The organism is Bacteroidota bacterium, assembly GCA_016194975.1.
In the GTDB taxonomy this organism is placed as follows: Bacteria; Bacteroidota; Bacteroidia; order Palsa-965; family Palsa-965.
This window is the reverse complement of the sequence record JACQAM010000026.1, coordinates 122,278-144,039: the sequence shown is the minus strand read 5'-3', so window position 1 is coordinate 144,039 and position 21,762 is coordinate 122,278. Positions and strand designations below refer to the sequence as shown.

The following is a 21,762-nucleotide window of genomic DNA, read 5'->3' as shown; positions in this document are numbered from 1 at the left end:
TGGCTTGTCGAAAGAACATTCGCATGGCTTGAAAACTTCAGAAGACTCAGTAAGGATTTTGAATATCTCTTGGAAACAAGTCAAGCGATGATTTACCTTGCTTCCATAAAATTATTATTGAATAAATTTTAAACAGTCTCTTAATTCCATGAAAAAAGTCCTCATCACCGGCGGAGCCGGATTCATCGGTTCGCATGTTGTTCGCAGGTTCGTGAATAATTATCCTGATTATCATATTTACAATCTCGATGCACTCACGTATGCCGGCAATCTCGAAAATCTTCGTGACATCGATTCCAAACCGAATTACACTTTTGTAAAAGGAAATATCTGCGACGCGGAATTCATTCAGAAACTTTTTTCGGAAAATGATTTCACTTTTGTGATTCATCTCGCCGCAGAATCACATGTTGATCGGTCCATTTCCAGCCCAATTGAATTTGTAATGACGAATGTTGTTGGCACTGTGAATCTTCTCAACGCCGCCAAACATTCTTGGTTAAATCCCAAATCCCAAATCCCAAATCCCAAATTTTATCATGTAAGTACCGATGAAGTTTATGGCGCTCTCGGAGAGAATGGAATGTTCACCGAAGAAACAAAATACGATCCGCATTCACCTTATTCTGCATCGAAAGCAAGTTCCGATCATTTCGTGCGTGCGTATCACGACACGTACGGATTGCCCGTTGTCATTTCTAATTGTTCCAACAATTATGGCTCGCATCATTTTCCGGAAAAATTAATTCCGCTTGCGATCAATAATATCCGGAACAACAAACCTGTTCCTGTTTATGGAAAAGGCGAGAATGTGCGCGACTGGTTGTGGGTGGAAGATCATGCGCGTGCGATAGATGTAATTCTTCACCAGGGAAAAAATGGTGAAACGTATAACATCGGCGGACATAACGAGTGGAAGAATATTGATCTTATCAAATTACTTTGTAAGATCATGGATAAAAAACTGGATCGTGCTGCTGGAGAATCTGAAAAACTGATCACGTACGTGAAGGATCGCGCGGGACATGATTTGCGTTACGCGATTGATGCGACAAAATTAAAAGATGAATTAGGTTGGATGCCAAGTTTGCAATTCGAAGAAGGTTTGGAAAAAACTGTCGATTGGTATTTGAATAATCAGCAATGGCTGGATCATGTTACTTCCGGCGATTACAAAAAATATTATGACGATCAATACGTAAAGAGGTAAATTCTTCTTTTGCAATTCACCTTTGCGTCTTTATGGGAGCTTTTAATCTCCTGTGAAAAATAAGCCGTACTAATTTTCGGGCATCTCTAAAAACACAGAAATGCAAGGCGGGCAAGCCCGAAAAACCGGAATTTACTATTCGTAAATGAGGATTTTGAGGACGTAGCCCAACGCAGCAGTTCGAAGTTATTAGAGATGCCCTTGCAGCATTACTCTTTCGAGATCGGAACTTCTATCACGATCAGCACACGATCTTTTCCAGTCGGACTTTTCTTTCCTACGCCATAATCTCCCGCAAAAATATCCATACTGCCTTTGAAAACGCTGCGTGTTCCGTCGTCAACAACTTTGAAAGGAACGGAGATCGCGTGAACAGAATCGCGCATGGCAAGTTTTCCCATTGCCACAAAACCAGAATCTGTTTTTGAAACTGAAGTTGATGTGAAAGAAATTTCAGGATGATTGGCTGCGTCGAAAAAATCTGCCGTTTGCAAATGCTCATTCAGTTTAGAAATTCCTGTTTCAATAGTGCTGACTTCCACTTTTGCAGTGATCACCGTTTTTTCCGGCATCATCGGGTCGAATTCAAAAGTTCCACTTAGGTTCCCAATCGTGCCGCTCTTATTTCCTTCCGGCATATCGAAAGAAATCTTTGCATCTTTTGTGTCAACTGTCCATTTCGAAATGATAATTCTGAAAGAGAAAAGTGTGATGCAAAGTGCCGGTATAAGGGAGATGAATATTATTTTCGTGGTTTTCATGTGTGGTAGTTTTATCCGGGATTAAATTAAGCAAATTGCTGTGCAGCCGAAACAAATATCTGATCAATGGAATGTTTTTACCGATGGATGGTAACACCTCGTTTTATTTTTCCACAACCGTTCATAAATCCTTTGCGTCTTCGCGTCTTCGCGTGAAAATTTCCGGCTGGTGAAAGGTACATTTGCCCATGCAGAAAATCAATCTGTGGATCTGTAATCCGTATTTCCCTGCCCGACTTCGTCATTCAGGCGGGCGTACTATCAGTAATCTCCCCCCGATATGTCTTCCATCACCGAAAAATTAAACATCCGAAAAGTCGCTGTTGAACTCGGCATCAATCCGCAACAGGTCGAAACCACCATCGCTCTTCTCGATGAAGGCGCAACAGTTCCGTTTCTTTCGCGTTACAGAAAAGAAGCAACCGGTTCACTCGATGAAGTGCAGATCATGAACGTGCGCGACCGCATGACCGTATTGCGCGAAATGGAAAAACGCCGCGCATTCATTCTCGAAACAATAGAAGAGCAGGGAAAGATGACGGATGAACTGCGCGATAAAATTGTAAAAGCAAATACGATCACAGCACTCGAGGATCTTTATCTTCCTTATAAACCGAAACGCAAAACAAGAGCTACGGCTGCAAGAGAAAAAGGACTCGAGCCGCTCGCGCTGAAAATATTTTCGCAGGTGAATTGCGATATAAAAACTGAAGCTGAAAAATTCATTTCACCCGAGCATGCTATCGCTGATGCGGACGAAGCACTCGATGGCGCACGCGACATTGTCGCCGAAATGATCTCAGAAAATGGTGATGCGCGCGAAGCGCTTCGCAAACTTTTCCGCGAGACCGCGCTCATCCGTTCACGCGTGGTGGCAGGAAAAGATGAAAGCGAAGAAGGTTCAAAGTTCCGTGATTATTTCAAGTGGGACGAAAAACTGATGAGTTGTCCTTCGCACCGCATGCTCGCTATGCGCCGTGGAGAGAATGAAGGAATTCTTTTGCTCGATGTTGCGCCTGACGCGGATATTTCAATTGAATCACTGAATAAGAAATTCATCAAAGGCAAAGGTGAGATAGCTGAGCAAATGAAAGCGGCTGTTGTTGGTGCTTACAAAAGATTATTACAACCTTCACTCGAAACAGAATTCCGTGAATTCACCAAAGAAGATGCCGACAAAAAAGCGATCGATGTATTCGCGCAGAATCTCCGCGAACTTTTACTTGCGTCACCACTTGGACAGAAAACAATTCTTGCACTTGATCCGGGATTCCGCACAGGTTGTAAATTGGTAGTGCTCGATAAGCAGGGAAAATTATTGGAGAACGATGTGATCTATCCGCACAACGGGAACAGAGAACGCACCGAATCAGAGGACACACTTTTCCGTTTGCTGGCGAAACATCACGTAGAGGCAATTTCCATTGGTAACGGAACGGCAGGAAGAGAAACGGAAGAATTTGTTCGCGGAATAAAAGAATTGCCGAAAGAAATTATGATCGTGATGGTAAATGAGAGTGGCGCTTCCATTTATTCGGCGTCTGCAGTTGCGCGCGAAGAATTTCCGGATAAAGACGTAACAGTGCGCGGAGCAGTTTCTATTGGAAGAAGATTGGCTGATCCATTAGCCGAGCTCGTGAAGATCGATCCAAAGTCAATTGGAGTTGGACAATATCAGCACGATGTGGAGCAGAATTTATTGAAGAAAAAATTAGATGAGGTAGTGGAGAGTTGCGTGAATGCAGTGGGTGTGGAATTGAATACAGCCAGTAAACAATTACTTTCCTATGTGGCAGGTATCGGTCCTGCCATTGCGAAAAGTATTGTCGAATACCGTGAAGAACACGGCGCTTTCCGTTCGAGAAAAGATATTCTGAAAGTTCCTCGTCTCGGAGAAAAAGTTTTTGAACAGGCCGCCGGATTTCTGAGAATAAGAAATGCTTCCGATCCGCTCGACAGAAGTGCTGTTCACCCGGAATCGTATCACATCGTGCAGCAGATGGCGAAAGATGTAAATTGCTCAGTGGACGCATTGATGAAAGAAAAAGAATTGCGCAAAAAAATAGAAATAAAAAAATATGTTTCAGAGAATATTGGTTTACCAACGCTCAATGATATTCTTTCTGAACTGGAAAAACCAGGAAGAGATCCGCGTAAAACTTTTGAAACTTTTAAATTCCAGGATGGCGTTAATTCCATGGAAGATCTGAAAGAAGGAATGCGTTTGCCGGGAATTGTAACCAACGTTACCAACTTCGGCGCATTCGTCGATATTGGTGTTCACCAGGACGGGCTCGTGCACATTTCGCAGCTCGCAGATACTTTTGTGGATGATCCGAATAAAATTGTGAAGGTTGCACAGAAAGTGATGGTGACCGTTACGGAAGTTGACATTCCGAGAAAAAGAATTGCGCTTTCTATGAAAGGAGAAGCCGTTGCTAAAAAACAGGAACATAAAATTCCAATTCCTAAATCTTCAAACGCCACTCCACCGAAACAAAAGGATGCTGCAAAAAACTGGCAGGATCAGTTGGCTGCGCTCAAGGGAAAGTTGGGCGGTTAGCAATTGATGAGAATCGTCGTAAGTTTGTTGTATGGAGTACGAAAAATTATTCGAGTCATTTTGGAAAAGAGATGTTCGCTACCTGCTTTGCGGAGGATTAGCAGTGAATATTTATGGTATTCCAAGGATGACTGCAGATATTGATCTGCTCATCGACTTCGACAAGGGAAACATGGAAAAATTTCTCAAGGTCGTTCAATCGATTAACTACAAATCAGTACTTCCATTGCCTTTTGAAAAACTCAGTGATGAAGAGGAGCGCAGTAAACTCAAGACCGAAAAAAATCTGATCGCGTTTTCGTTTTACAATAGTGCATCAGGATTCCTTTCTCTTGATGTTCTTCTTGATTTGCCAATTTCATTTAAAGATCTGTGGGCGCGGAAAGAAGTCCGCAAACTGGATGATTTCAGCGTGAACATAGTCAGCATAGACGACTTGATTCGAATGAAAGAGTTTTCCGGAAGATCGCAGGATAAAGATGATATTATCCTATTGAGCAAATTCAGAAAATGAATAGTAAAGACCATAGCGAAGAAAACATTGGTTTTCATTATACAGTGTCTGAAGATCAGGTGGTGTATTACCGGAATCGAACGGTCAAAGATATTTTTCGTATGAATGAAGCACACGCCAGATTCATTTGGTCATGCCAGACTCCGCAGGAGAGAGAGAGAATGAAATTGCTCAAGGGAAAGTTGGGCGGTTAGCAATTTTCTGTTTTCAGTTAACACGTCGTTTCACAACTGATAATCGAAAACCGACAACTGACAACTGTTTTCGTACCTTCGGACAAATGAGTTTTCTCAGCAGACTTTTCAGTGCAGCAAAACCCGGCGAACCTGTCGATCTCGGCTTGATCGGCGTGGATATGCATTCTCATTTCATTCCCGGAATTGACGATGGCGCGAAGACCATGAAAGATTCGATCGAGATGCTGCGCGCGATGGAAGAACTCGGCTATACTAAAGTGATCACAACACCGCACGTGATGAGCGATTTTTTCCGGAATAGCCAGGAGATCATTTCCACCGGGCTCGAACAAGTGCAGAACGCAGCAGTGAAAGAAGGCCTGGAAATTACGATACGCGCCGCGGCAGAATATTATTTCGATTACGAACTCGAAAAAAAAATTGCGAAGGAAAGATTACTCACACTCGGGAATGATTATTTGCTGTTCGAAGTTTCCTACATGAATCCACCCGACAATCTTGATGCATTTATTTTCAATTTGCAAACCGAAGGATACAAACCCGTGCTTGCGCATCCCGAGCGTTATCCGTTCTGGTTTACAAAATCATTGGAGAAATTTGAAAAACTGAAAGACAAAGGAGTTTTTTTTCAGCTCAACATCAATTCACTCACCGGTCATTATTCCATTGAATCGAAACGCGTGGCGGAACAGATGATAGAAAAAGGATGGTATGAATTTACCGGCAGCGATTGTCATCACATGGGACATATTGAATTGCTGAAAAAAGTGCGGAAGGAAAAAGCGCTGCGCAAATTAGTAGAGAGCGGGAAGTTGCTGAATGGGAGTTTGTGAGAAAAAATTTTCGTTCCCCACTCATAGAATTATTTTAAAAACCAATTGCTCCTGCCGGAACGCTACGACCGGAGGAGCAATGGTGATGGAAATGTGGAATCCCTATCTGCGTTTTTGATATTCAATCGTTATTCGTTTCGCGCTTTGCTTTTTCATTGCCGACTTTGATCGTCGCTTTTACAAAAGCTGTTTGTGTTTCAGGAATTACTTTGTAAGCAACATTTCCTTCGGGAGAGAGGATCGTTGCGCGAACGGTTCCTGTTTTGAAAATATCATTGACGCCTGCGCTCAGAATAACTTTATCATTCATCATGGATTTTGTAATAGAAGCATCTACTGCGCCGGTTGATTGTGTGGCAATGATCCCGTCTGATGCAGGAGAAACATAATATCCATCAACAATTAAATTGAAATTCGCAGGAAGTGTAACAAGCATCGTTGCCTGTCCTACAAATTTTCTGTTGCGTGAGTTGATATTCATTCCGTAGATCTCCGTCTGGAAATGCGACCAGGTCCATGTTGCAGAAGTCTGGAGCGCAATTTTATTTCCAACCGGGATGAGGCATTTGATTCCTGCAGATGCATTGTGTGAGTTGGAAATATTTTCCGGCATGCGCACATTCAATCCATTTGCATCTACCATCGTTACATCCTGGATCCCATTGTGTTTTTCATTCAGTTCGCCTGTGAGTTCGAGCACCTGGAACATTTTCAGAGAAACTTTTGCCGTGTTGCCGATCTCTGGTTTCAGGTTCGGATTTCCTGCAACGTACGTGTACTGGTTGGTGTAATGTCCGAACGGATCGAGTTGTGTCATAGTAGGACGCGTGATGCTCTGGAAATATTTGAAACTGATGGAACCGTTTTTTCCGAACGTGCGCGATGCATTCACAGAGGGAAACAACTGGAGATTGTCAACCTGGAATTTGTGATCGGTGATCAGGGAATTTCCTGTTGTGTGTACTTGTTCTGCATCAAGCCCGGCAGCGAATTGTGTTTTACCGAGATCGAGGTACGTGTTCAGGTAAATAGAACCGATCGCTTCATGCAATTTGAATTGATTCATATTTCCATTTGCATTCACCCATTCACCGTTGCTGAGATTCTGCATGGAAAGTGTATTGAGATTATCGTAAGCGATATGGTTGTAACCTGCAACGGTGATCAGTTTTTTCGTCCACACCTGTGTCATTTCAAAAGTTGCATTGTGAATTCCTATGTCATTCGCAGAAGAGTAGCGGTGAAATCCGGGTGTGGCTTCAATGTGTGTTCCGCCTTCAGCGCCTGCGAAAGGAAAAGTTTCATTCCACAAACTCTTGTTATGATCGATCGCATATTTTGCAGTGAGGATGGTTCCTGTTGCGCGGATGGTTTGATCGATGTGCACGGTCGCGCTCGCGTCCTGTTGTTCCGTGTGCGTACTGTATGCGTCCGGGAAAATAAAAGTAGTATCGAGCCCGTCGAAAGAATATTTGCTCACATCAGTTACGTTTGCGTCGCTCTTCAATTGTGTTCCGTTGAGTTCGATTCCTGCAGCGAATCCTTTCGCTCCTTTATATTCTGTACCGAAGATCGCCTCCTCCGTTACAGGTTTGTCTTTAGTGATGCTTTCATTTTCGAAGCGGAGATTCGTTCCATCCATCGGGAGTATGCGACTCATGAAATCCTTTTCTACTGAACTATTATCGGCGCGTTCGAAGGAACCATAAACCTGCACTTTAGATGAGTTGTAATTTAACACAACCCCCTGGTCGTTCTTCGTTACCTGGCCGAAAGTGGTGTTGCTGTTCACTTCGCCATACAAGCCCAGCTTCTCGCCGGTAAGCGTAACCAAATTCACCACCGGCAGGCCGCTTTCACTTTTATTTCTTTTCGGATCGCGGTTGATGATGATGGAAGCAACTTCTTTCATAGGAATAGCGCGGAGTGCGCCATCCATCTGAGCAGCGCTCACGTCGAGATCTTTTCCGTCTTTCTGCAATTCGAAGAGCGTACTTCCGTCGAGTGTGAGGCGGCCCTGCTCATCCTGCGAAATTCCGGGAGCAACTTTAAGGATGTCGAGCGTGGTGCCGCCGATCTTCGCATTCGTTCCTTCAAAGGTGAGCACCATCATGCCGTTGAGTTCAGCGAGAAATGGAAGGCCATTATCATTTTCGATAATTCCTTTTGAAATTCCGCGTGCCATTCCGGGAATATCGAGATCAGCATTCGCTCCGTCTTCAATATCCACATTCTTTACAACAGATTTGAATCCTGCATTGTCAACTTCAAGAAGAAGGCGGCCGGGAGCGATGTTGTCGAAAGAATATTTCCCATTGACATCGGTGAGCAGGACCTTTACGAGAGAAGAATCTTTCGCATTGAAAAGTTCTACTGTTGCTGATGCCACCGGGTGATTCATTTCGTCGGTGATCTTTCCGGCGATGCTGCCGTTGGCTGTTGCGAGTTTACCTGCGAGCACTGCTCCTGCAAGGCAAATCATGTTTTTGGTGTAGCGTTTCATTTTTTCTGGTTTTAGTTGGTTTATTTTTTCTGCGGAATTTTTTTGTCCGCGGTCGTGATCTTAATGCCATGATTCTGCCAAAGCCACTCCGGATACAGGTGCGAGTTCTAAAAATCCGTTAATAAAATGATGAAGTAGTGCATATGCCGTATAGCGCCAGGGCCTCCACTCGGGGAACGAATTGCCCCGAGTACTTGGGGTGCAGATATGCGAATACGTTATTGGTTAGGAGTTATCGGTTGTTGCATACTGTATACTGCCTTCTGCTCATTATAACTCATAACTCACAACCCATAACCAACAACGTTTTTTCCTATTTTTACTCCGCATCAAAAATTCCCTATGCCTCGCATTCTTATTATTGACGACGAAAAAAGTATCCGCAGAACTTTGCGCGAGATCCTTGAATACGAAAATTTCAAAGTTGATGAAGCGGCTGACGGGCTCGAAGGACTTGCCATCGTTCAGAAAGAAAAATTCGACATCATTCTCTGCGATATTAAAATGCCGAAGATGGATGGAATGGAAGCGCTCGATAAATTCATGGAAGTGGCTTCTGATGTTCCGGTGATCATGATCTCCGGCCATGGGAATATTGAAACTGCAGTGGAAGCCGTGAAAAAAGGAGCGTATGATTTTATTCAGAAACCGCTCGACCTGAATCGTCTTCTTGTAACGGTGCGCAACGCGCTCGATAAATCGAAATTAGTTACCGAAACAAAAACGCTGAAAAAAAGGATCACCAAAACTTTCGACATGATCGGCCAATCCGATTCCATTGTGAAAGTCAAAGAGATGATCGACAAAGTTGCGCCTACGGATGCGCGTGTGCTCATTACGGGTGAGAACGGAACAGGAAAAGAATTGGTCGCAAGATGGCTGCATGAAAAAAGTAATCGCGCTGCAGCTCCTTTAATAGAAGTGAATTGTGCGGCTATTCCTTCCGAGCTCATCGAATCGGAATTGTTCGGCCATGAGAAAGGTGCTTTCACTTCGGCGGTGGCGCAGCGTAAAGGAAAATTCGAGCTCGCAGAAGGAGGAACTATTTTTCTGGATGAGATCGGTGATATGAGTCTGAGTGCGCAGGCGAAAGTGTTGCGTGCTTTGCAGGAAAATAAAATTACACGCGTAGGAGGCGACAAAGAAATAAAAGTGAATGTGCGTGTGCTTGCTGCGACGAACAAAGATCTGAAGAAAGAAATTCTCAAAGGAAATTTCCGCGAGGATCTGTATCATCGCCTCAGTGTGATCCTCATTCATGTTCCGTCATTGAACGAACGCAAGGAAGATATTCCATTGCTTGCTGATCATTTTCTGAAAAACATTTGTGAAGAACATGGCATGACGCAGAAAGAAATTTCGAAAGAAGCTTTAAAAGAATTGCAAAAACTTCCATGGACAGGAAACATCCGGGAATTCAGAAATGTGATTGAGCGACTGATTATTTTGTGTGATAGGACGATCACGGATAAAGATGTGATTGCTTACGCGAAGCCGAAGGAGTAGCCGCGATAAAACAACGTACACTTAACTACCTGAACTCACTGACCACTTTTGAAAATCTAAATTTAAAAACCTTCCAGGTAATGAAACAAACTTTCGCACTACTTGTTTTAGCGCTGCTCGTCTCTTCTGGTATTTCCGCGCAATCTACTTTCATTTCCACAAATTACGCATTGAACGGAGATACTTTCTATCTGACCACGGCGCAACCGTCGAGTTTGAATTTCGATACGACGAACGCGCCCTGCAACTGGAATTATGCATCGCTCACCGGAATTTCACAGCGAAGACTGGTGTATCGCCCTTCGAATCAGACCGGATTTACTCCTATTCAGTGGCCTTACATTTTCAATTCCTCGAATGTAAATAGAACTTCTACCGATGGACATACCACTGCAATCGGAAATTTTCAGAAAACAAATCCGAATGATTTTTATTTGCTCAATGCGGGAGCGCTGCAACAAAAAGCATCTTCATTTAATATTGTGATCAACAGTTCTTCCTTAGCAATAAAAAATGTTTACGCAACTGCCGATGTGATTTACAAGTTTCCTTTGAATTATTTAAATGCCGATTCTTCGGATGGATCTTACACGACAAACATTCCGAATTATTATTATCAGAATACACAAATGCATAGAGTGAATCATGTGGATGGATGGGGAACTGTAATCACGCCTTATGGAACATTTTCAAATGCGTTGCGGATAATTTCTGATTTGACTCAGCGCGACAGCATCATCATTAATGACACATTGCTTCCGATCATCACAACTATTTCCAGAGAATTAAAATGGATGGATCCTTCAAAAAAATATCCTTTACTCGTGGTCAAACAAAATAAAGTTGGAAATAATTATGTGACACAAAGCGTAGAATATTTTGACAACCAACAATATTTTCAACCTGCTGCGCATTTTGTTTGGGTGCCGTATTTTCCGGTTGTCGGTGACACAGTCCAATTTCAAAATTTGAGTACAAACAGTATTTCCTATCACTGGGATTTTGGCGATCCGGCAAGTGGGAATCAGGATACTTCGACTGCAATTAATCCAAGCCATATTTTTAATGCGCAAGGTTTTTATCGCGTTTGTTTAATTGCGTACAATGGACCACTTTCCGATTCGGTGTGCGACACTGTTACAATTCAAACTCCGACAAGTGTAAATGCGATGCAAGAATTGACATTTAGAATTTTTCCGAATCCGACAGCTTCCCTGATTACCATTTCTTCAAACGATGCAATTTCATCAGTGGAAATTTTTGACGATCAGGGAAAATGTTTGGAGAGAAGACTTTTAAATAAATCCACAACTCATTTTGAAATGGATTTTTCATCTTATGCAAAAGGAAAATATTTCATCCGGGTGAATACCATTTCCGGTTCACAGACACAGATGGTCATTCACAACTAAAGAATATGAAAAAAGTTCACTGGAGATAAAATTATCTGTTACAATCCTGAATTCATGGCACGCATCTCTTCCTTCGAACAGTATCAAAGCGAATACAAAAGATCAATAGAAGATCCTGAAAATTTCTGGGCAGAGATCGCTTCTGAATTTTCATGGAGAAAAAAATGGGATAAAGTTTTAGAATGGAATTTCACCGAACCGAAAATAAAATGGTTTATCGGCGGAAAACTGAACATCACTGAAAATTGCATTGATCGTCATTTAAAAGATCGCGGCGATCAAACCGCCATCATCTGGGAACCGAACGACGCTAAGGAAGCGGGAAGAAAAATTTCCTACAAAGAATTGCACGCAGAAGTTTGTCGATTTGCGAATGTGCTGAAAAAAAACGGGGCGAAGAAAGGCGACCGCATTTGTATTTATATGCCAATGATTCCGGAACTCGCCGTTGCTGTTCTCGCCTGCGCGCGCATAGGCGCGATACATTCCGTAGTGTTCGGCGGATTTTCTTTCAATTCACTCGCCGACAGAATTCACGATGCGGAATGCAATATTGTGGTGACAGCCGATGGCGCTTATCGCGGCGCGAAAGATATTCCACTGAAGTCTGTTATCGATGAAGCGCTGCAAACATGTCCGTCAGTAAAAAAAGTGATCGTTGTAAAACGAACAGGAATTGAAATTAAAATGGAGAATGGAAGAGACGTTTGGCTGATTGAAGAATTGAAAACTGTTTCTGCAGAATGTGAAGCGGAAGTAATGGATGCAGAAGATATGCTTTTCATTCTTTACACTTCCGGTTCTACAGGAAAACCAAAAGGAGTGGTGCATACCTGCGGAGGATACATGGTGTACACGAAATATACTTTTGAAAATGTTTTTCAATACAACCCCGGAAATATTTTCTGGTGTACTGCCGACGTCGGTTGGATCACCGGGCATTCTTATCTCGTGTACGGGCCACTGCTCGCGGGCGCGACCACGCTCATGTTCGAAGGCATTCCTACTTTTCCGGATGCAGGAAGATTCTGGAGTGTGATCGATAAATACAAAGTGAATATTTTTTACACAGCACCTACTGCGATACGTTCGCTTGAAGCGATGGGACTTGATTTTGTGAAACCCTACAAGCTTGATTCACTTCGTGTGCTTGGAACGGTTGGCGAACCGATTAATGTGGAAGCGTGGAATTGGTACAACGAAAATATCGGGAAAGAAAAATGCCCGATCGTAGATACGTGGTGGCAAACGGAAACAGGCGGAATATTAATTTCTCCATTGGCGGGAATTACAAAAACAAAACCAGGATTCGCTACACTTCCTCTTCCGGGAATTCAACCCGTGCTGGTGGATGAACAGGGAAATGAATTGAAAGGAAATAATGTAGAAGGAAGATTGTGCATGAAATTTCCGTGGCCCGCGATCATCAGAACCACATTCAATAATCACGAACGTTGTCGCACTGCATATTTCGACACGTTCAAAAATTTATATTTCACCGGCGACGGATGCAGAAGAGATGAAGATGGGTACTACAGAATTACCGGACGCGTTGATGATGTGATAAAAGTTTCGGGACATTTATTGGGAACAGCGGAAATTGAAAACGCAATTAATCTTCATCCCGATATTGTGGAGAGTGCCGTAGTTGGTTTTCCTCACGAAATAAAAGGATGGGGCATTTATGCTTTTTGTATCGAGGATCACGGAAGAACAGATACAGAAGAATTGAAAAAGGAAATTATTGAAACAGTGGTAAAAAATATGGGGCCGATAGCGAAGCCGGATAAAATTCAAATCGTGAAAGGTCTTCCGAAAACCAGGAGCGGAAAAATCATGCGGAGAATTCTCCGGAAAATTGCAGAAGGAGACATGCAACATGTTGGTGATACTTCAACGCTGCTCGATCCTTCGGTGGTGGATGATATTGTGAAGGGGAGTGTGAAATGATCCTGCTTTGACATCTGCATCCTTCTGTCTATATTTCAGTAATGAAAATTTTTTCCCCCTCTTTCATTTTTCTCTTTACAATTTCTGCCTTTTCCCAGTATCAGAATCTGCTCTTCAGGAAAATTACAGTTGAGGACGGGCTGTCGCAGTCAAAGAATCTCGAACGCCTGAAGAAACAAAATCCGGGAGAAGCTGAAGGATCTTAAATTACATAAATGAACCAGGACCGCCAGCTTGAACTTGCCATTGTAGAAAACCTCCGGCTCAAATCGAAGATACTTGTTGGAATATTCTTTTTTATCCTGCTCGGGCAGTTCGTCATTATGCTGTATCTTTTTTTCAAAACGGATCTTATCTTCAGGGCCATCCCGGGAAAAGCAATTGTGGTCGGGCCGTTGTTCCTCATCACCATTATTGCCAGCGAACTTTTTTTCGAACGCCGGCTAAAAAAATTTCAGAGGAACGAAAAAGGAATTCCGCGATGGCTTCCGTATTTCGTGGTGATGATCGAATGCAGTTTTCCAACGACGTTCATTCTCATCGCAAATTCATTTCTCCTTAATTCGGATTTTATTTCTCCACAGCAACTCATTACTTCTCCGCCACTGCTCATGTACATCATCATGATCATTCTTTCTTCACTCACGCTCGATCTCCGGATCTCGGTTTTCTCCGGGCTCGTTGCAGGAGGAGAATATCTTCTGGTCTCGCTTCATGTGCTGCGGCCGTCGGCGAATGCGAGCACGCTCGATCATGTGAATGTGATATTCCGGAGCGCACTTATCTTTTTGTGTGGGATGATCGCCGGGCTCATTTCAAAAAAAATACGCGATGCCGTGCAGAATTCAGTGCGGGATAAAAATACACTCATCCATAAACTCGATCACCTTGTGTCGGAAAAAACAAAAGAAGTGACTTTGAAAAATGATTTGCTCGAATTGAAACAGAAAGAGATCATCGACAGTATTCATTATGCGAAACGCATACAGGATTCACATTTGCCGACAGAGAAATATATTCAGAAAAAATTAAACGATTGAAATTTAAACAGCCTCTAAAACCCAAACCATGAAAAACAAATTAATTTATCTCCCGGCCATTCTCATTGTTTTACTCCCCCTTTTTTATTGCGGCACTTCAGGCAACAATGAAAAAGAATTCGCCGCAATCAATATTGGATTGAAAAATGCGAATAACAATATTACCATTGTCAATGACCAACTGTATGCGAACTTCGAAAAAGCTAAATTGAACGATGAATTAAAAAATGGAAAAATTTATGCAGATGCAATGAGAATAAGAGCATGGTCGAAACAAGTGTATTCTTTTATTGAAAACGAAGAAAAAAAAATTTCCCTTTCAGACGCAGATATTGCCGATCTCAAAAAGCAGGTAAACGATTACCGTAGTAATATTATGAATATCACAAGCCATTCAATCACTATTGGTTTGAATACGGATAGTGCGGAATACAACGGAGATGCAGATGGCATTAAAGACTTTCAGAGCAATAACAATATCGAAGGTACTGCGGCTATGTTAGCATTGATTAAACAAAGTATCGCCGGAATTGAATTCAATGCACTGAATCATTTATTCATGCAAATTAATATTTCTGATTTTAAATTCGACTCACTTGCAGCGGTTGTGATCCCCGAAAAAAATGTTGTGAACGCAGGAGAAGACGTGAAAGCAGAAATTTTTGTTTCGGCAACCAACACCACTTCAAATCCCCTGATGTGGCTTTGCAATATTGATCCCAACTCCGGAAGGCCGACGAGCGACATTGATTCCACGAGCATAAAAGTGAATCGGGGAGTGGGTCATTTAACTTTGAAAGCAACAGGCGCCGGCAAGCAAAATGTAACCGGATTAGTGAGAGTAAAAGCGCCGGACTACACATGGCGGAATTTTCCATTCAGTTTTTTCTATGAAGTGAATAAGTAGATGAGTGGAAAATTTCTGTGAACGTAACTTCTATTGCCGCACCACACGTTCTGCGAAAGTTCCTTTTTCATTCGTGACTTTCACAAAATAAATTCCGGTAGAAACATCTTCAAGATGAAGGGTGATGCGTGATTCTCCGTGTGAAGAAACTGTTTCAATTATTTTTCCTGTAACATCATTCACCGTGATCACCGATTCCATTCCTGCGAATGATGGCTCATCGATGAAATAAATTCCTGTCGTTGGATTCGGATAAGCGCTGAAACCGTTCTGTGTGTATTCTTCAACGCCGGTCGCGATGTGGAAATATCCATCGGTGCATGTTACCGGGAATAAAACTTCATTGTAATTGATGAGCGTAACATTGGTGTACCAGCAAACAAATGAACTTGTAGGTGTAGAACCAACTCTGAAATGAAGCCGCGCAATTTCTCCCTGTCCTGAAATATTCTGATGATCCGTTCTGCAAATTGCGCATTCAATGGTTTGGGTTGCAGGAAAATTTTTCAGAATGTGAATTTCATAACCCGAAGGCGCCATCCAGGAATTTGTAAAATCAAACCAGAGTGAATTCGGAACAATGCTGTCGTTATTGTAAGCGATGGTGAATGCAATTCCATAAACATTCGAAACAGGGGTTGTTGAATTGCCAAGCATGATCCCGATGCTGACCGTGTCGCCAACATTCGGAATATATTGCGGAACGGTGAAGTAAAGAGGAACAGATGCAGACTGCGTTGAATCGGGCGCAACATATCTTGCAGGATGAGTGAGTCCGTAATTCTGAATGATGGCTGTCGTGTCGCTGTAACCGATTATTCCATCGCCGTCGCAATCTGCATTCACAATATCAGTTCCGTTTGCGAATAGAATTTCTCTCACAATGTTCGGTTGAGCAGTATAATTTATTGAAGCATTCGTGCGCGGATTTACCGTATAACCGAATGCAATTCCTACAGCGAGCAAATCGAGATTATCGTCAATGAGATCACGGTTCGCATCACCCGGCCATACATCGATCATCGCCGGTGTGCAATCCTGGAATGTCCACCCGGAATTATTTCCTGCGTCGGAACTATAATAGCCGGCATAGAATACTGCGCCACCAGTTGCAGCAATTCCACGCAACACAAGATAATCGCTGCATAATGTGTCGGTGGATTTGGAAATTGTTGCAGTGGTAAATCCATCCGCAGTTTCAATTCCTATCATTGCAGATGCCTGGCCCGAAGTAAGCATGTTTCCGCGAAGCGTGATCGTGCTTCCGCTGGTGATCGCAACATTGTAACCCGGGTTGTCGAGAAATAAAGTATCGAAAGTAAAATCATTATGAATGGATGTCATTTTCAGAAATCTTGCAAAACGAATGGTATCTGTTCCCGAAACATCCACATCATTGATGAAAGTGACGATATTATATTTGTTGTTGACTCCTGCTTCGAAATGATTTCCTGTGAGAGTGATATTTGAAGAGTCTGCATCGAGAATTCCAGCTGTGTCATTCGCGATCACAAAATTCTGAGCGTAAATGAAAGATGAATCGAGCAGAAGTTCGCGCACGCCGCCCTTGCTCGTGAGCGTACCCGCGTTGATTATTTTTCCGGCTGTTTTCAGAATTCCTTTTTCAACCGAAAGTTCTGTTGCACTCAGATCTCCGGTCAGTGTCCACATTCCGCCGAGTCCGCTGAATTTTGCGTAACCGATCGTTTGATTGTTTGTGTTGATGATATTTCCGGGAACCACAGAACGGAAAATGATTGTGCTGTGATCAACAGTTACGTTTGTGTCAATGATGAAAGACCCGAAACAGCGCAAAAGATTTCCGTTTCCGGCATCAATCATCGATGGAAATCCGGATGATCCTGTCCAGTCCATGCTTCTGCAATAAGCATAAGAAATATTTATTTTCACAGTATCTGTATTTCCTGTAAATGAATTCGCATCGAAAAAAATATCGTTCAGCGGATTCGGTACACAAATTCCGGGCGCACCACCACTGCTTGTTGACCAATGATTCGGATCGTTCCAGTTTCCTGTTCCACCGATCCAGTAAAGCGGCCCGCCCGGAGGAGGAGTAATGTTCCATCCTGAAACGTTTGCGATCGCAACAGTATTCAGCGCGAGAAAATTTGCATTGCCGATTCCGTTTATGTCTTCCATGATGATATCGCTTATATGAACTCCTGCGGACGCGCTTGTGAATGTGGCTGCACTTCCTTCGATGGATGAAGACAACATCACCGGAGCATCGCAGGAAGAAATTATGGTGAGATCGTTATTCACCGTTTCGTTTCCTCCCGATTGAATAGTGATCTCTGTTCCGTGTGGATCAAAAAATAACGTGTCGAAAATATTACTTCCTTCTATGGAACATTGCCCGTTGAAATTCACTTTGCCGAATGAAGAATTAGCCATTAATGTTCCACCGCCCGGAAAATTCACCAATGGAAAATGGGAAGAAGTGTTATCCGAGAAATAAGAAGTGCTAACCGAAGCCGGTGAAGAAATTATTGTTCCCGGTTGTGAGAATGTGCAATAAGGAGTTTGTAATTGCGATCCCCCGAGCGAAATACTGTCGGCCTCGAAATCGAAAATGAATGCGTTGATGTTATGCTGATTGGAATAAAATGATCCGTTGTCAATGAGAATCGATGCAACAGAAACAAGATCGCTGTTGAGCGACCAGCTTCCATCACCCACAAAATAAAGATTACCGTAAGTATGATTCGGAACATCAACGGCAGCAACAGAATCACTGCGGAAAAATATTTCTCCTGGAAATTCTGTCGCAAGATTTGAAACAGAAAAATCCCTGTAAGCATGCAGGCGCGTTGCGCTGTGCGCGAATATTCCCGGAGAATTTGTCCAGTGAAGATTATTGCAGAATGAATTAGGCAATGTGGCGAAAACTGTATCTGAAGAAGAAAGAGCAGAATTATTATCGAAGAAAATATCATCAGCCGGAGTTGGAGGACATTCGCCCGCTTGTCCACCGCTCGTCGAAGACCAGTGTGCGGTATCGTTCCATGCCCCGCTTCCATTCACCCAAAAAAGATTTCTTGATACGAGCGGCGAGAGGAGTGTCCATCCTGTACAATTTCCATTGGTAAAACAATTAGTGGCGATGAAATTTGCGCCGCCGGCCGCCGAAACATCATCGAGTACAACATCATCGAGATACAATGAACCGGTGGACTTGTAAACTGAACTTCCTGCACCGCCGAAAATTGAATTCACCGAATAGCAGGAACCCGAAGCTGAAATAGTGTCGATGATAGAAAGTTGAATGCCGGAATTCAGAATTATTGAAGTGCCGGGATTAATAAGAAAGAAACGGCGGAATGTGTTGCTTGAAGCAATGCTGCATCCGCGATCGAAAATTGCTTCTTCAAATTGATTGCTGTTGTAAATAGCGACGTTCGATGTAAAGGTTACTTTATTGTAATGACGATTGTCGCCGTAAAATTCTCCGCCGGTGTAAAGAATGGTTGCGCTGTCGGGATCCAATGACCATGGAGGTGAAATGAAATTGAAATGATTCATCGAAATAAAAGAAGTATCGAGCCGGACAATAGCATGATTGTTTGTCCAGAAACAAATTTCATTTACATAAACGGGAAAACCATTCGTCCTGAAAGTTCCGTTTGAAAAATTCAGCGTATTAATGTGAAGTGAATCGAGGAGTTCCCAGCTTGCAGCGGTATCGCCTCCGAAAACCATATCTGAAATAAAATTTCCTGCTGTCCGTATGGTATTTCCTGCATTCATTCCTTCGAAACGAAGATCGCCCGTGAACGCCCACGTCATTCCGGAATCCAGTTGCAGCGATCCATAGATCTTCAGAATTTCATTTGAATTCTGTGTGCGGTTCATGAACACAGGAAAATCCTGGACGTTTTCCCATTTCATAGTATAACAATACGCGATCGCAGAATCGGCATAAACGGTATCGTTCGGTTGCGAAAAAGAAAGTGAATCGAATATTACGGTGTCGTTGGGAGTCGGAACATGATTGTGGTACAGTTGCCCGCCGCTCGACACGGCCCAGTGCGTTACGTAATCACTCCAGTTGCCGGTGCCGCCCACCCAATAATAATTATCGGCAGGCAGGCGGATCATGGAGGAGAGGATGATTGCGGAAAAGAAGATGAACTTTTTCATGGCGATTTTGTTTGATACAAAAAAACTTCATCGGCGATCGTGAATCAAACCACCGGAATTCATTTCTATACCAATCAAGATGGAGTTATGGTGAAAAAACTGCTTTTTTCATTGGGGAAATCAATCCGGCACCATCCTGTCAAGCGCTTTCGCAAAGATTCTTTAAGAAGAACCTGTCAAGCGGAAGTGCACTAATACTAATGTTCTGATGATGAACAGTGTGAATAAGAATAAAGAGTACAATCCAGCGCATTTTAGTATCATTGAAAAAAATCGCATCATGAATTCCATTCCACATTTCAAAAACAGTTTTCTCACGGGCATCACGAAGCTTGAAGAAGAAATTTCGAAATTCCATAATGAAAATGATCCCTGGAAAATTTCAGGCGATGTTTCCAATTCAGCGGGCAATCTCGCGCTGCATCTCATCGGTAACCTGAATCATTTCCTGGGTGCGCAACTCGGGCACACGGGCTACGTGCGTGAGCGCGAAAAGGAATTCAGCGAAAAAAACATTCCGCCACAAAAAATAATTCAAATGCTCCGCGATACGCACGCGATGACCGAAAAAGTTTTTGATGGAATGAAAGATGACGATCTGCAGAAAAATTATCCGCTCGAAACTTTCGGCGGAAAGAAAACAACTCTCGAAGTTTTACTTATTCTTATTGCACATTTTCAATATCATCTCGGGCAGATAAATTATTTACGAAGAATGGTTTCGCCCGTGGCAATGTGAATAACAAAAAATATTTTTGATCAGCGGATAATCACGATCTTCCGGTTCTGATTCATCTTCGCATTACTGATGTTGAGATTGTAACATCCCGCAGGAAGATTACTCACATCAAGCCTGAATTCATTCGCATTTATTTTTTGCTGCAATACAATATTCCCCGGAAGATCCGTGATGCGCAGCACTCCCTCGGTATTTTCTCCCAATGAAATATTGATAAAATCGCCTGACGGATTCGGCCACACTTTTATTTTCACTACATCATGCTCCATAATTCCGGTAGCAGTTTCGGTCATACTCACCACGGTAAGATATTGCATTAAAGTTGAAGCTGCTGCTGAACTCATCCGGTGCGATGCAGAAGAATCACAATACATACTTACACAACCATTTGCATCTGTTACGGTAAGACAAATTACATGGTGACAAGCGTAAGCGTAATTGTGTTGAGGAGTTGCAATGGTGGAAGTAGTGGTATCACCGAAATCCCAGAGATAAGTGAATGGCGGCTGTCCGCTTGCATTCCCATACGCATACCACTGCAGAAGATTGGAAGAATCCTGCTGTAGATTGAAAGATGCATAGCATGATGCAGGCCCGCCCGGATTAACTACAGTTCTCGCAGTATCGGTACATGCATTCACCACATCATTCATAATAAGTGTGATCGTGTAGGTGCCTGCGATTGCATAATTATGCGAAGCAGGATTGATCATCGTGGAAGAATTGCTATCGCCGAAATCCCATTGGAAATTTACATTTGCCGCGCTGTCATTGGAAGTGTTGTTAAGAAAAACGGTAAGGCCACTCACATTCGAGGAAAAATTTGCCACGCAGGAATCCGGGCATGCCACGTGCACATTCGCCGTTGCAGCACAACCGATCGCATCGGTAACTGTAAGTAAATAATCTCCTGCGCAAACAGAAGTGAGTGTTGGCGCAGTTGCAGAATTTGACCAGAGATAAGTGTAACCGGCGTTTCCTCCGCTCGCGTTTCCGCTCATGGTGCCATCACACGTTGCGCATGCGCTCGCTGCAGTGGAAGTTGCAGAAACAGAAAGATTATTACATCCTGCCGTAACTGTAACCGGTGAAGAATAAGTATTGGTGCAGGTTTGATTCAAACTGTCCGTTATAGTAAGCGAAACGGTGTACGTGCCGGCCGTATTATAAAAATGAGACGGATTCTGCAATGAAGAATTACCCGCATCGCCGAAATCCCAGTTATAAACAGGAAGTGCGGCGCCCGAAGAAGTATTGGTGAAACTTACCGATGCGGAATTCACGGTGAATGTAAATCCGGCTACACATTGCGCATGTGCGAAAGAGGTGAGTGCGACGGTGGAGAAAAGTAAAAACATTTTTTTCATGACGATAAGTTTAAGGAAATGAAATATTATTTTTTTGAATGATCAATGATTAAAATTAATAAGATGAAGTTACTGCTAAAAAGCGCTCAGGATAATGAC

15 protein-coding genes are annotated in these 21,762 nt (G+C 42.9%); 11 read left to right on the top strand and 4 right to left on the bottom strand.

Going from position 1 to position 21,762, the window contains the following annotated elements:
• Positions 1-132 (top strand): transposase (locus HY064_17190; protein ID MBI3512400.1); only part of this gene is annotated, 132 nt, incomplete at its 5' end.
• Positions 133-148: 16 nt separating this feature from the next.
• On the top strand, positions 149-1,210 hold the full coding sequence (gene rfbB / locus HY064_17185) for a dTDP-glucose 4,6-dehydratase (protein ID MBI3512399.1): 1,062 nt from the start codon (positions 149-151) through the stop codon (positions 1,208-1,210).
• A 209-nt stretch (positions 1,211-1,419) separates the two neighbouring features.
• Here the strand turns inward: rfbB and HY064_17180 are convergent, their stop codons facing one another.
• Complete coding sequence (locus HY064_17180; protein ID MBI3512398.1) at positions 1,420-1,971, bottom strand: YceI family protein; 552 nt, start codon at positions 1,969-1,971, stop codon at positions 1,420-1,422.
• A 280-nt stretch (positions 1,972-2,251) separates the two neighbouring features.
• Between HY064_17180 and HY064_17175 the strand changes: the two genes are divergently transcribed.
• The 3 genes from HY064_17175 (at position 2,252) to HY064_17165 (ending at position 6,078) form a co-directional block, all read left to right on the top strand.
• Positions 2,252-4,534: an RNA-binding transcriptional accessory protein gene (locus tag HY064_17175; protein MBI3512397.1), complete on the top strand. Its 2,283-nt coding sequence runs from the start codon at positions 2,252-2,254 to the stop codon at positions 4,532-4,534.
• A gap of 31 nt (positions 4,535-4,565) precedes the next feature.
• Positions 4,566-5,048: a nucleotidyl transferase AbiEii/AbiGii toxin family protein gene (locus HY064_17170; protein MBI3512396.1), complete on the top strand. Its 483-nt coding sequence runs from the start codon at positions 4,566-4,568 to the stop codon at positions 5,046-5,048.
• Positions 5,049-5,328: 280 nt separating this feature from the next.
• Positions 5,329-6,078, top strand: coding sequence for a capsular biosynthesis protein (locus HY064_17165; GenBank protein ID MBI3512395.1), 750 nt, complete (start codon positions 5,329-5,331; stop codon positions 6,076-6,078).
• Positions 6,079-6,199: 121 nt separating this feature from the next.
• Here the strand turns inward: HY064_17165 and HY064_17160 are convergent, their stop codons facing one another.
• On the bottom strand, positions 6,200-8,581 hold the full coding sequence (locus tag HY064_17160) for a TonB-dependent receptor (GenBank protein MBI3512394.1): 2,382 nt from the start codon (positions 8,579-8,581) through the stop codon (positions 6,200-6,202).
• Positions 8,582-8,923: 342 nt separating this feature from the next.
• Between HY064_17160 and HY064_17155 the strand changes: the two genes are divergently transcribed.
• The 5 genes from HY064_17155 (at position 8,924) to HY064_17135 (ending at position 15,396) form a co-directional block, all read left to right on the top strand.
• Complete coding sequence (locus tag HY064_17155) at positions 8,924-10,087, top strand: sigma-54-dependent Fis family transcriptional regulator (GenBank protein ID MBI3512393.1); 1,164 nt, start codon at positions 8,924-8,926, stop codon at positions 10,085-10,087.
• Between the two features lie 80 nt (positions 10,088-10,167).
• Complete coding sequence (locus tag HY064_17150; GenBank protein ID MBI3512392.1) at positions 10,168-11,499, top strand: T9SS type A sorting domain-containing protein; 1,332 nt, start codon at positions 10,168-10,170, stop codon at positions 11,497-11,499.
• Between the two features lie 54 nt (positions 11,500-11,553).
• A complete protein-coding gene (gene acs / locus HY064_17145; GenBank protein ID MBI3512391.1) occupies positions 11,554-13,449 on the top strand; it encodes an acetate--CoA ligase in 1,896 nt (631 codons plus the stop codon).
• Positions 13,450-13,664: 215 nt separating this feature from the next.
• Positions 13,665-14,489, top strand: a complete 825-nt coding sequence (locus HY064_17140) for a hypothetical protein (GenBank protein ID MBI3512390.1) — start codon at positions 13,665-13,667, stop codon at positions 14,487-14,489.
• Positions 14,490-14,517: 28 nt separating this feature from the next.
• Positions 14,518-15,396, top strand: a complete 879-nt coding sequence (locus HY064_17135) for a hypothetical protein (GenBank protein ID MBI3512389.1) — start codon at positions 14,518-14,520, stop codon at positions 15,394-15,396.
• A gap of 30 nt (positions 15,397-15,426) precedes the next feature.
• On the opposite strand, the gene HY064_17130 is transcribed toward HY064_17135, so the two are convergent.
• Complete coding sequence (locus tag HY064_17130) at positions 15,427-19,557, bottom strand: T9SS type A sorting domain-containing protein (GenBank protein ID MBI3512388.1); 4,131 nt, start codon at positions 19,555-19,557, stop codon at positions 15,427-15,429.
• Between the two features lie 280 nt (positions 19,558-19,837).
• Here HY064_17130 and HY064_17125 point away from each other — a divergent pair, with 280 nt between their 5' ends.
• Positions 19,838-20,296 carry a DinB family protein gene (locus HY064_17125; GenBank protein ID MBI3512387.1) on the top strand — a complete coding sequence of 153 codons (459 nt, stop codon included), beginning with the start codon at positions 19,838-19,840 and terminating at the stop codon, positions 20,294-20,296.
• A 20-nt stretch (positions 20,297-20,316) separates the two neighbouring features.
• Here HY064_17125 and HY064_17120 read toward each other — a convergent pair whose 3' ends face one another.
• A complete protein-coding gene (locus tag HY064_17120) occupies positions 20,317-21,663 on the bottom strand; it encodes a PKD domain-containing protein (protein ID MBI3512386.1) in 1,347 nt (448 codons plus the stop codon).
• Positions 21,664-21,762 lie beyond the last annotated feature (99 nt).

What these genes read in the sequence shown, in the direction of transcription:
- rfbB (MBI3512399.1), top strand. Translation starts at nt 149, where the DNA reads ATGAAAAAAGTCCTCATCACCGGCGGAGCCGGATTCATCGGTTCGCAT.
- HY064_17180 (MBI3512398.1), bottom strand. Translation starts at nt 1,971, where the DNA reads ATGAAAACCACGAAAATAATATTCATCTCCCTTATACCGGCACTTTGC.
- HY064_17175 (MBI3512397.1), top strand. Translation starts at nt 2,252, where the DNA reads ATGTCTTCCATCACCGAAAAATTAAACATCCGAAAAGTCGCTGTTGAA.
- HY064_17170 (MBI3512396.1), top strand. Translation starts at nt 4,566, where the DNA reads ATGGAGTACGAAAAATTATTCGAGTCATTTTGGAAAAGAGATGTTCGC.
- HY064_17165 (MBI3512395.1), top strand. Translation starts at nt 5,329, where the DNA reads ATGAGTTTTCTCAGCAGACTTTTCAGTGCAGCAAAACCCGGCGAACCT.
- HY064_17160 (MBI3512394.1), bottom strand. Translation starts at nt 8,581, where the DNA reads ATGAAACGCTACACCAAAAACATGATTTGCCTTGCAGGAGCAGTGCTC.
- HY064_17155 (MBI3512393.1), top strand. Translation starts at nt 8,924, where the DNA reads ATGCCTCGCATTCTTATTATTGACGACGAAAAAAGTATCCGCAGAACT.
- HY064_17150 (MBI3512392.1), top strand. Translation starts at nt 10,168, where the DNA reads ATGAAACAAACTTTCGCACTACTTGTTTTAGCGCTGCTCGTCTCTTCT.
- acs (MBI3512391.1), top strand. Translation starts at nt 11,554, where the DNA reads ATGGCACGCATCTCTTCCTTCGAACAGTATCAAAGCGAATACAAAAGA.
- HY064_17140 (MBI3512390.1), top strand. Translation starts at nt 13,665, where the DNA reads ATGAACCAGGACCGCCAGCTTGAACTTGCCATTGTAGAAAACCTCCGG.
- HY064_17135 (MBI3512389.1), top strand. Translation starts at nt 14,518, where the DNA reads ATGAAAAACAAATTAATTTATCTCCCGGCCATTCTCATTGTTTTACTC.
- HY064_17130 (MBI3512388.1), bottom strand. Translation starts at nt 19,557, where the DNA reads ATGAAAAAGTTCATCTTCTTTTCCGCAATCATCCTCTCCTCCATGATC.
- HY064_17125 (MBI3512387.1), top strand. Translation starts at nt 19,838, where the DNA reads ATGAATTCCATTCCACATTTCAAAAACAGTTTTCTCACGGGCATCACG.
- HY064_17120 (MBI3512386.1), bottom strand. Translation starts at nt 21,663, where the DNA reads ATGAAAAAAATGTTTTTACTTTTCTCCACCGTCGCACTCACCTCTTTC.